General features: G+C 68.5%; 11 protein-coding genes. 4 read left to right on the top strand and 7 right to left on the bottom strand.

Annotated features, from left to right (window positions below):
* Positions 1-435 precede the first annotated feature (435 nt).
* Positions 436-1431 (top strand): hypothetical protein, encoded by a 996-nt coding sequence (locus ACFWI9_RS30515; protein WP_387167365.1) that lies wholly within the window; start codon positions 436-438, stop codon positions 1429-1431.
* Between the two features lie 135 nt (positions 1432-1566).
* On the top strand, positions 1567-1695 hold the full coding sequence (locus ACFWI9_RS30520; RefSeq protein ID WP_387167367.1) for a hypothetical protein: 129 nt from the start codon (positions 1567-1569) through the stop codon (positions 1693-1695).
* A 182-nt stretch (positions 1696-1877) separates the two neighbouring features.
* On the opposite strand, the gene ACFWI9_RS30525 is transcribed toward ACFWI9_RS30520, so the two are convergent.
* The 5 genes from ACFWI9_RS30525 to ACFWI9_RS30545 all read right to left on the bottom strand — a co-directional run bounded on the left by ACFWI9_RS30525 (position 1878) and on the right by ACFWI9_RS30545 (position 6831).
* Positions 1878-2690 (bottom strand): S1 family peptidase, encoded by an 813-nt coding sequence (locus tag ACFWI9_RS30525; RefSeq protein ID WP_387167370.1) that lies wholly within the window; start codon positions 2688-2690, stop codon positions 1878-1880.
* 498 nt (positions 2691-3188) lie between these two features.
* Positions 3189-4154, bottom strand: coding sequence for an alpha/beta fold hydrolase (locus ACFWI9_RS30530; RefSeq protein WP_387167372.1), 966 nt, complete (start codon positions 4152-4154; stop codon positions 3189-3191).
* Between the two features lie 56 nt (positions 4155-4210).
* Positions 4211-4441, bottom strand: coding sequence for an acyl carrier protein (locus ACFWI9_RS30535; RefSeq protein WP_387167374.1), 231 nt, complete (start codon positions 4439-4441; stop codon positions 4211-4213).
* Positions 4442-4461: 20 nt separating this feature from the next.
* The gene (locus tag ACFWI9_RS30540) at positions 4462-5463 is read right to left on the bottom strand and encodes a beta-ketoacyl-ACP synthase 3 (protein WP_387167377.1); all 1002 of its coding nucleotides are present in this window, start codon (positions 5461-5463) and stop codon (positions 4462-4464) included.
* A 630-nt stretch (positions 5464-6093) separates the two neighbouring features.
* Positions 6094-6831 (bottom strand): SAM-dependent methyltransferase, encoded by a 738-nt coding sequence (locus ACFWI9_RS30545; RefSeq protein WP_387167380.1) that lies wholly within the window; start codon positions 6829-6831, stop codon positions 6094-6096.
* 714 nt (positions 6832-7545) lie between these two features.
* Here ACFWI9_RS30545 and ACFWI9_RS30550 point away from each other — a divergent pair.
* Positions 7546-7950: an STAS domain-containing protein gene (locus ACFWI9_RS30550; protein ID WP_387167382.1), complete on the top strand. Its 405-nt coding sequence runs from the start codon at positions 7546-7548 to the stop codon at positions 7948-7950.
* A 104-nt stretch (positions 7951-8054) separates the two neighbouring features.
* Here ACFWI9_RS30550 and ACFWI9_RS30555 read toward each other — a convergent pair whose 3' ends face one another.
* Both ACFWI9_RS30555 and ACFWI9_RS30560 read right to left on the bottom strand, forming a co-directional pair.
* Positions 8055-8321: a hypothetical protein gene (locus tag ACFWI9_RS30555; RefSeq protein WP_387167386.1), complete on the bottom strand. Its 267-nt coding sequence runs from the start codon at positions 8319-8321 to the stop codon at positions 8055-8057.
* A 344-nt stretch (positions 8322-8665) separates the two neighbouring features.
* Positions 8666-8836, bottom strand: a complete 171-nt coding sequence (locus ACFWI9_RS30560) for a hypothetical protein (RefSeq protein ID WP_387167390.1) — start codon at positions 8834-8836, stop codon at positions 8666-8668.
* Positions 8837-9551: 715 nt separating this feature from the next.
* On the opposite strand from ACFWI9_RS30560, the gene ACFWI9_RS30565 reads away from it, so the two are divergent.
* The gene (locus ACFWI9_RS30565) at positions 9552-9800 is read left to right on the top strand and encodes a hypothetical protein (RefSeq protein WP_387167392.1); all 249 of its coding nucleotides are present in this window, start codon (positions 9552-9554) and stop codon (positions 9798-9800) included.
* Positions 9801-9883: the final 83 nt, after the last annotated feature.

A 9883-nucleotide genomic window follows, 5' to 3' on the forward strand; every position in this document is an offset into this window, starting at 1 on the left:
TCGAGATCGTCCCACCTCAACACACCGTCACAGCGACACCATGACGCGGCCACGATTCGTCATCCACCTGCCTTGACAACCTGATTGGGAATCACTGTCAGACCCCGGGCCTAGCACCCGCTCGTGAACCTCGAATCCCGCCCGCACTACGGATAGTCCCGCTGCCCGGACGCATCGTCACCTCGGTTGGAGGTGACGGCGGTGTGCAGCCACTGTGGCTGAGCGACAGCCCAGCCTCCACCGACCTGTGGTCGCAGTTGCGAGCCGAACGCGCCACCTCCGGGCGTACCCGGCCTGCCCCCGGGCAGCGATCACGTTCGTGGCGGGCAAGGGTCCACGTCGGCGGAGACCCGGCGTCGGTTCGGACCTGTGAACCACACCGGTTTTGGGGCAACCCACTCGCGTGGCGTTTCCCGGTCCGCGTACGGTCTGCGTATGACGAGGACCACGCCTCCACGACCCGCTGTTGTGGAGGCCGTGTTCCCGGAGTTGGCCGCGCACCGAGGCCGGACGACCCGACTGCATCCCAGGCCGGGACGACCTGGCATGCGCGAGAGCCATGTCGGCGGGCCGGTGCTGTGGCCGGACGGCGAGGCGTGGCCGATCTGCCACGAGCGACACCAGCCCGAGACCGAGGGGTACATGCCGGACGAGATCCGCAGCTCCAGGGCCGCTGGCGTCTGGCCGCGGAGTCGGCCGTGGCCGGGCTCCGGAACGCCCGGGGAAGAAGGCCCGGTGCCGTTCGTAGGCCTCGCCCAGTTCTTTCGCCGGGACATCCCGGCTCTGGCGGCCGGGCCCGCTGGTGCGGACCTGGTGCAGATCTTCCGCTGCCCGTTCACCCACGGTCCGTATCTGGAGCGCCGTTACCAACTGCGGTGGTGGCAGGCCGCGGAGACCGAGCGCGCGGAACGCTTCCTCGCCACCCCGCCCGAAGTGCCCATGCTGCGGTGGGAGCACGAACTCCCCGAGCCGTGTGTCCTGCATCCCGAAGAGGTGGACACCTATCCCTGGGCAGAGGACGACACGCTGCCCGCCCCTCTGGTCGCCCGCATCGACGCGTGGGACGACGCCCAGGCGGCGGACCACGGCCCCGATGCCCCCAGCTACCAGTTCGACCTGTCGATCCCGCCCGGCTGGCGGGTCGGCGGCTTTCCGAGCTGGGCGTCGACGGGCCCGATGTCCGTCGCCTGCGAATCCTGCGCGACCCCGATGCGGCTGCTGCTGACCGCCGACGGCTACGAGATGGACGCCGGCTCGCACAGCTGGGTGCCGCTGGAGGACCGCGACCCGTCCCTGCGGGGGAAAGCCTCGGTCCGGGGCGGCCCGTCCGTTGCCCAACCGACCCGGCTCCGCTTCGGCCGGGACCGGGACCTGCACGTCTTCACCTGCCCGGCCAACTCCGGCCACCCACCCCAATGGGTTCTCTCCTAGAAGATCACTGAAAATGTTGTGGCTTCGGCCCCGGTCGGCAGGGCCGGGAACAGTCTTGTAGGCATGCAGAGGGAATGGGCTGGGGACATAACCGGGCCGGATGAGCGAGATCGTGCTGCTGGTCACCCCGGCCGTGTGGCCGTCCTGGCCGAGATGGGGCAGCGGATGGTGATCCGGACGGGCGACCGCGCCGAGCAGGGAACGGGCACCGTGCTCCGGCGGCTCTTCCGCCGTCGGCAGCTCCGGTCAGAGGCCCCCGTCTGACACGCGAGCAGAAGGCAGAGGCGCGCGAACCCGTTCTCGCGGCAGCCGACACGGCCCGCTCGTGGGTTTCGGTCTGTGACCCGACCAGGAGGGAACCACCGCACTCAAGCCCGGTCGGACCCATGAGATCTCACGGGTCCGACCGGGGCTGACGTGTGCTCGCGGTCTCAGCTGGGCGCCGGCTACTTGGTGAGCTGAGCGTTGATCTCCGAGGCGAAGGCGCTGACGCGGGTGTAGAGACCGGGAAGGCCCGGTTTGCCACAGCCGATGCCCCAGGAAGTGACGCCCGCAAGGACTCCGTCGACAACGAGCGGGGTACCGCTGTCGAAGTCACAGGTGTCGACGCCGCCGTTGGTCAGACCACCCACGCACGTGTACTGCTGAGGGTCGTACGCATCGCCGTAGGAGTCGGCTTTGGCGCAGGACGAGTCGGCTGCCACCGGCAGGGTCGCGGTGCGCAGCACTCCGCCGTCGAGGGCGCCGGACGACGTGGTGCCCCAGCCGAGGATCCGAGCAGCCCGGCCGGGTTGGTAGAGGTCGCTCGAGCCCGAGCCTGCCATGGGCAGAGTGGGGGCGTTGATCGGCGACTTGAGCGTGAGTACGGCGATGTCGTTTCGGTAGCCGGTCTCGCCCTTGTATGTGAAGGTGGCGTAGCGCGGATGGCGCCAGACGTGCGCCACGCTTGTCTTGGTGCCCTTTGAGGACCATATGTTGTCGCGGCCGGAGACCACCTGCAGGAGTCCTGGGGTCTTCAGGAAGGCGTCCACGCAGTGTCCTGCGGTGAGGACTTTGTTCGGGGCGATCAGTGTGCCGCCGCAGAAGGCGAAGGGGACCAGCACCGGCTTGACCGCGACGGCCCACGGATAGTCCGCTGCCCGGGCCGGTTGGCCGCCTTGCACGGCCGCGGCCGGAGGGGCGGTGTTGAGCAGCGCGGCGGAGACCAATGCCGTGGTGGAGAGAGCCGTGACGGCGCGTTTGCGTATGGCGGTGATCATCGCGAGAGACTGTCCTTGCGTGTAGGGGGGTTATGGGGTCGCTTTGCTCTGGAGCATCAGGCGGCTGCGCCGGCGCGGTCTGTGGCGCCGGGCGGTCGCCCTGATCATGTGTCGGTCCTGGCCCGCCTCCGCGCGGATCGCAGGCACCTGGTCGCGGTGGTCTGCGAAGAGCTTTGAGGCTGGCTATGGCTGCGTTGAGAAGAGGGGCCCTGAGCTTCACGGGTTCCAAGGAATTTCGGCGCGACAGGGGCTCTGCTCGTACCGCCCGGCTCCAGGTTGAGTGCTCTACCGGCACCGAAGCGGGCCTCGTTGCACCCGGATTCCGCACTTGAGGTGCCCGTCACCGGGCTCGGCGGCGAGCGCTGCCGGCACCGCACGCCGCGGCTGCACCCCGTGGGGGTGCAGCCGCCATCGGTGGCTGATGCCCGAACCCCGCCCGAGCACTTCCCTCAGCCGACGACGAGCCGGGCACTCACCTGACGGCTGTCAGGCAGGCGCTCAGGCTTTCACCGGTTGGTTTTCGCCACTACGCCGCTGGTGGGCGGTAAGTGTGTGCCGCGCCGGTCCCGCCAGGTGTTCGGGGGGCGTGCAGTAGGGCAGGGCGTCGAGGGGGGCGTCGGTCAGGAATCGGGAGAGCAGGTCGGCGAACTCAGCCTCGCGTTCGATGTGGACGAGGTGGTCGGCGTTTCTCATCAGGAGGAACGTGGAGTTGGCGATGGTCGCGGCGACCGCCCTGCCCTGATCCGGAGGGCTGGCCTGGTCGTGCTCGCCGGTGAGGACCAGGGCCTTCACCGCGTGGATGCCTCCGGGGGGAAGGAGTTCCTTGTCGATGATCAGCCGCTGGTGGTATTCCGCGAAGCGAAGGAGCGCCTCGCGGGGGAACTCCAGCAGTTGACGGCGCAGCATCCTGGAGACCATGCGGCTCTGGGAGACTTCGGCGGCTGCCGTCGTGTTCATCAGCAGCTCGATCACCTGCCGGGCGGACTCCTCGTGGGTGGCGTCGTCGACGGGCGGCAGCCCGGGACGATAGAGCCCGTCGAAACGGCGCTGTCCCGCTTTGACCAGGTCGCGGACCCGCGGGCTCAGCCGGGGGGTGGCTCCGACGAGTACGAGGCGGGCGGTGCGGCCAGGGTGCTGCCGCGCCACGCGGTAGGCGATGGGCGCGCCGGCCGACCCGCCCATGACGTTGAAGCGAGGCATGTTCAGCACGTCCATGGCGTGCACCGCTGCCTGGGCCAGATCGTCCCAGGTGAACTCATCGGGCAGGGCATGGGAATTGCCGACGCCCGGAAGCTCCACGAAGACGATGGCCTGTCGGCCTGCCAGGCGCCGCTCCAGACGCGGCCAGGAGCGCATGTCCTGCAGAACTCCGCCGATGACGAGGAGGGGTTCGCTGTCCGGCGTCCCGCGGGGGATCAGTACGCGGCAGGCGTAACGAGTGCCAAGCCACGACAGCTCGTGCATTTCCTCATCCGCCTCGGCGAACGGGAAGGCTTGGCGCGAAGCGAGCGACGTGCCCCTCATGCCAGGGCCGCCCGGGCGTTGACGAGGTGGGACAGGGCGGCGATGGTCGGCGCTGCGAGCAGTTCCTTCTCGCTGATCAGGACGTTGAAGTCGTCCTCGAGGACCATGGACAGCACAGTGGCGGCCATGGAGTCGACACCGGCCTGAGCCAGGGTGGCCGTGGGCGCGATCGGTCCGGGCTGGAGTCCCGCCCGCTCGGTGAGGATGTGGGTGACGTCGACGGGCATGCGCGTTCCGTTTCGGTGGCTCACCGCAGTGCGGAGAGGTCGGTCGGCCAGGTCAGGGTGGTGGCGGCCCATGTCAGGCCGCTTCCGAACGCGACGAGGAGGACCTTGTCCCCGCCGCGCACGGTGCCGGAGACGGCCGCCTCGGCCAGCAGCAGTGGGATGGACGCCGCGGCCGTGTTCCCCACTGACGCGATGTTCGAGGGCATACGGTCCGGCGGGAAGCGAAGCGTGTCCGCCACCGCCGCGGCGATGGCCGCGTTGCCCTGATGGGCGATGAAGCGGTCGACCTCCGCAAGGCTCCACCCAGCGCAGCGCACAGCCTCCCGCGCGGCTTGGCTCATGCGGCGTACGGCATGCCGGAACACATCGGTGCCTCGCATGTGCACGAAGTGGTCGGACGGAGCGGTCTCGGTTCCGGCCGACCGCTGTCGTGAGCCGCCGGCAGGCATCACGATCGCGTCGCCGAGCTCCCCGTCGCTGCCCCACACCATCGGACCCAGCGTGCCCGGTGCGCCGGCTGCGCCGCATTCGAGGACGACCGCTCCGGCACCGTCCCCGAAGATCGGTGCGGTGGAAGGGTCTTTCGGGTCGGTGATAGTGGTCATGCTGTCAGCGGCGATGACCAACACCCGCCGCGCGGTCCCCGAAGCGATGAGCCCGCCGGCGACACCGCAGCCGTACAGGAACCCGGAACACCCCGCGCCCAGGTCGAATGCCGCGACCGTCCCGAGGCCCAGGCGCGAAGCGACGTCCGGAGCCGTGGCTGGCACGGGCCGGTCCGGTGTGGTCGTGGCAAGCACGAGGGCGTCAACCTGCTCCACGCCGGCGGACTTCAACGCCCGCGTTCCCGCTTCGACCGCCATGTCTCCGGTGGCCATTCCCGGGCCGACGCAATGCCGCGAGCGGATCCCGATCCGTTCACGCACCAGTCTGTCCAACCGCTCGCTCACCACGGCGCGATTGGGTACCTGCGTGGGCGGCAGCCATGAACCCAGCCCCGTGAGCACAGCACCCTTGGACACAGCAGGCAAATCAATCAAATCTGGACACATGAGGCAGAGAATAGAGGCTTCCTCACCCCCGAGGCGAGACTGCCCCGAAAGCCGGTCCCCATTGCGCGCGGCCGATCCCCCAACCCACGGCTTCCACGATCGGCCGCAGCTCCACACGCCAACTCAGCAGGCCAGGAGCCCCCTTGCCCGGCCATGAACTCGCGCGGGGGCGACGGGTCAGGCCGGGGCGAAAGGATGCCGGATCACGGCGTGGCGGGTATCGACTCGCGTCCGGGGTCGTGGCCGTGTGCGCTCCTGTTCGCCCACCCGCGCCCACTGAGATGATCAACGAGCACAAGCAGCAAAGCGACCGCGGATCGCCCACGCCCGATCAGCTCGCCCTCGCCGGCATGATCGAGTCCGGCCGCTTCGACCGGCACGTGCGCCGGATGCGGACCACCTACGCGAGGCGCGCCGTACCACCTTGCCGGCAACATCAGCGAATACGCCATCACCGCAGGTGTCACAGCCATCAAAGAGCTACTCACGAACCGATAAGCCGGCCGAGTGTCCGTGGCGTTGACGGCGCGACTGACGTCTGGGACCACCCGCGTCACAGTCGTCAGCGGTCCGATGGCCGGAGCAGCAGGGCTCATCAGGTCAGCCGGAGGTCCGGCGCAACACCAGGCAGACGAAGCCAAAGCTGTCTCTGTAGGAACGCAACCACTCCGAGCGGCGGAGAGTGGCTGTCGAGAGAACCTCGGAACTGTCCGGATCATCAGGATGGTCCAGGGCCCATGCAGCCATCGCCCCCCAGCATGCCCACTCGTAATCGTCCAGTTCCCGGCGGGTGCTGACATGGCCGTGGACGGGCGTCCACCCGTCAGCGGTCACCCGGTCCAAGGTGGTCGCCAGGTCGGTGAACTCGCCAAGCAACTCGACCGCTTCCGGGGAGGGTTCCCTCTCCCAGAATCCGTCACCGACCAGGACGCGTCCGCCCGGCGCCAGATGCCTGCGTGCCGCTGCGAGAGTGGGCAGCAGGCCACCGAAGGCGTGGGCGGCCCCGATGCTGAGCACCAGGTCGAACGGGTGCGCGGAGACGAAGTCGGCGGCTGCCTGGTGGTGGAGGATCAGACGTTCCTGGACGCCGAGGCTGCTCGCGGCTTCATCGGCTTGCGTCAGTGCGTCTTGGGATATGTCGACGCCCTCGGCACGCAATCGAGGGCTGGTGGACAGTGCGCGAAGGAGCCACTCTCCTTCTCCGCAGCCGAGATCGAGCACACGCGCGTCGGGCTGGGAGATCCCGCGCTCCAGCAGTTCACGCACCGAATCGTCATCGAGGGGAGACTTGATCGGATGGTTGACGTGAGCGATCCTGGACATTTGTTCACGGTTCATCCGCGCAGCCTGACACTGCGGGAAGTCGGCACGCACCTCCATTGCCCGGCGAACTGCCTGCCGCTCACGCATGTGACCCATTTCTCGCCGAGTTGCGCAGAGCCCTGGCGGTACGGGACCTGGTGCTGAGGCTGATTCGCGGCCGGCCCGAGGCCCTGATGGGGCCCTGAGAGATCCTGAAACCGGTGGCGGCAGCCGGGAGCGCGGCGGATCGTGGCGTGGCGGCCACGATCACCGTCGACATCGCCCATAAGGACCGCTCACAGAATGATCTTCGCGGGCGACCGCGACGCCGCCCGGACAGCGCACTTGGCCGTCGCCCATGACCTCAGCAGGTGATCAGACCGCGGGCTCACGGGCCTACGGGGCCGTCCTCCCTGCCTCGGCGTGCCGCGGGCGGGAGCGCGGGATGGACGCGGGGAGCGAACACGAGCGGCGTGACATGTGCTCCCGACCGGAACCCCATTAATAGGACATAAGGGAAAGGGGGCGCTGTCTGGCCGGGGCAGGGGCGGGTGTGCCACGCTGTGGGGACTCCCAGCCTGGTCTGGTGAGGTGCCCCGCGCTGCCGGACGGTCACTGTGGTGGCTGCCGGAGGGTACGGGTGGTCTTGCTCGGCTGTGCGCGACCGCCGGTGGCCGCGCGCTTGACGGTCGGCCCACCCGCTTGGAAGCCGGCCGTTTTGGGCTCTGTCCCGAAGGGGGCCGTCTGATCATGCAGGACTTCCACGTGACCGTCAGCCACCTCCCCAAGCGGATGGTGGTCACTCTCCAGGGTGAACTCGACATCGACACCTGTCCGTACGTCACCCACGCGATCGCTCCTCTGGCGCTGCACAACAGCACCCTCACCTTGGACATGAGCGAGGTGTCGTTCATGGACTCCAGCAGCCTCACCATGCTGCTGCGCCTACGGCAACGCTCCGACGTCGAGGGCTTCCTGCTGGAACTGTCCGGCCTCCCGGAACAAGGCCGCAGGGTCATGGAACTCACCGGCGCCCTGCCCCTGTTCCGGATGCGATCACCCGAGCTTCCCGCACCCCGCACCGCCCCCGAAGACCACCATGCCTCAGATGCCGTGCGCACTGTACGCCCGAGCGCGGCACGGGACAGCAGGTAGGGCCGCTTCCACCTGCTGCACGACCGGCGTCCGGTCACCTCGACGTCCACCAGATCATCGCGACCTAGGGACGTCGGCAGGTGCTCACCGCGCCTGGGGTTTGTTCAGGGCGCAGACAATGGGCAGGCCAGGTCGTCGACGTAGAAGCAGTCGGGGTCGACCTCCCGAAAGAACGGGTCGATCGTGAGGGTGATGATCTCGGCTGTGTCGTCGCCGTTCACGCTGGTCTCTTTGATGGAAATGCTGCAGGTCTGTGCATACGGTGCCGATTCGCGGGGAATGGATGCTGTTCCCCTCGACGTCAGAACTTCGCAGGCCCCCCAGGTGCTGGGCGCGGGCTCCACGTTCCTCGAGTACAGTTCCTTGGCCACCCGCGCCAGGACCTTGTTCGGACTTTCGCCGCTGCGTCCGGCCTGCGCGTCCAGTAGGCGGCTCAGTCTCCAGCCACCTCGGCTATGGCAGTTGCGAGCCGCTCATCACTGGTCAGGGCGGATGAACTCCGTCTCGTCACACTCGGGACGGTACCGGGGCTCGCGTCAGGGCGTGTCACTCATCCAGACGACCCGGCCCGCAGCAGCGCCGGCCCCGTTGATGAAGTCCAGCCCCGGCTCCTTCAAAGGCCAGCACGTCCGCTACTCCCTGGGACGGTTCGGCCGATCGGGTTGGTGATCACCTACTTGATGCGGGTCGGGCGGCCACTGCATGTCAGGGACGATCATCTGGCGTGCGTCAGCATGCTCTTCAGCCGCATCCGCGCCGCCCCACGCTCCCCGGTCTCCACCGTCGACGAGTACGGGTGCATGTCCACGGTGACTGACAGCTCGCACAGGAGTTCCCTGAGCCGATCCACTTCGGCCCGCCGACCCGGGACGCTCAGCGTGTCCATGAGTGCGAGTGCGCGCTCCGCCTTCGGCTACTGCCAAGTTGCCGTAGGACCACCTTCTGAGCGGCTCCTGAGAGCCGCGGCCCCTTCCCCACCCCGCGCACCGGGGACTGTCCTGGCCCCGTGCAGCGACAGTCACCGTTCGGCCGTATCGCCGACCACTCAAAGTGCTCTTCCAATTACGGGGGATGATGATGATCGTACCGTTCCTCGATTCGAGTGAGTTCCTCCTCCCAGAGGTGAGGCGATGAGTACACAAGCTAGACAGACCGCTGTCAGGGCACGGCGGCAGCGCCTGTGGCGCCTGGCAGGAGGCGTGGCCCTAACGTCTGCCACGCTGTCCGCGCCAGGGGCCATCGCTCCGGCGAGCGCGTCAGGCGTCGCGATGGACAAGCGCCCGTGCACGAAGGCGCAGGCTGCCCTTGTTCAGATGTTTGCCCCTGACTACCCATGCAGGGACAAGCCCAAGGGCCCTAAGGGCCCCCACGGCTCCAGAGGCAACACCGGGCCAACCGGCCCCACTGGCCCTACCGGTGCCACTGGCGCGACGGGCAGCGGAGTCACTGGGGCCACGGGAGCCACGGGGGCCTCGGGAGTTGCCGGTGTCACGGGTGCGACCGGAGCAACCGGTGCCACTGGAGCGACCGGAGAAACCGGTGCCACGGGTGCCACTGGCGCGACGGGTGAGACGGGTGCAACGGGTGCGACCGGGGCCGGCGTGGCCGGCGTGACCCTGAGGGACGGGGAGCCCATCACTCTCGTGGCAGGGGAGGCCGGTTCGTCCAGCGCCAGCTGCGAGGACGGGGAGATCGCCATCGCCGGCGGATACATCGTGACGCACACCGACCTCGTGGTCACCGGCAACGTCAAGTCCAGCAGCGAGGAGACTTGGCTGCTGAACGTTACGAACACAGGCGAGGGAGACGCGACGTTCACCCCCTACGTGGTGTGCGTGTCGTCCACGTGATGCGCGAAGTGATGAGCCGCCAGCGGCGTTCATGACGTGTACCGAGAGGTCGGCCGCGCTTCAGGGAATTTGCTTCCCGGAAG

Source organism: Streptomyces sp. NPDC127084, from assembly GCF_042724175.1.
Taxonomy (GTDB): Bacteria; Actinomycetota; Actinomycetes; order Streptomycetales; family Streptomycetaceae; genus Streptomyces.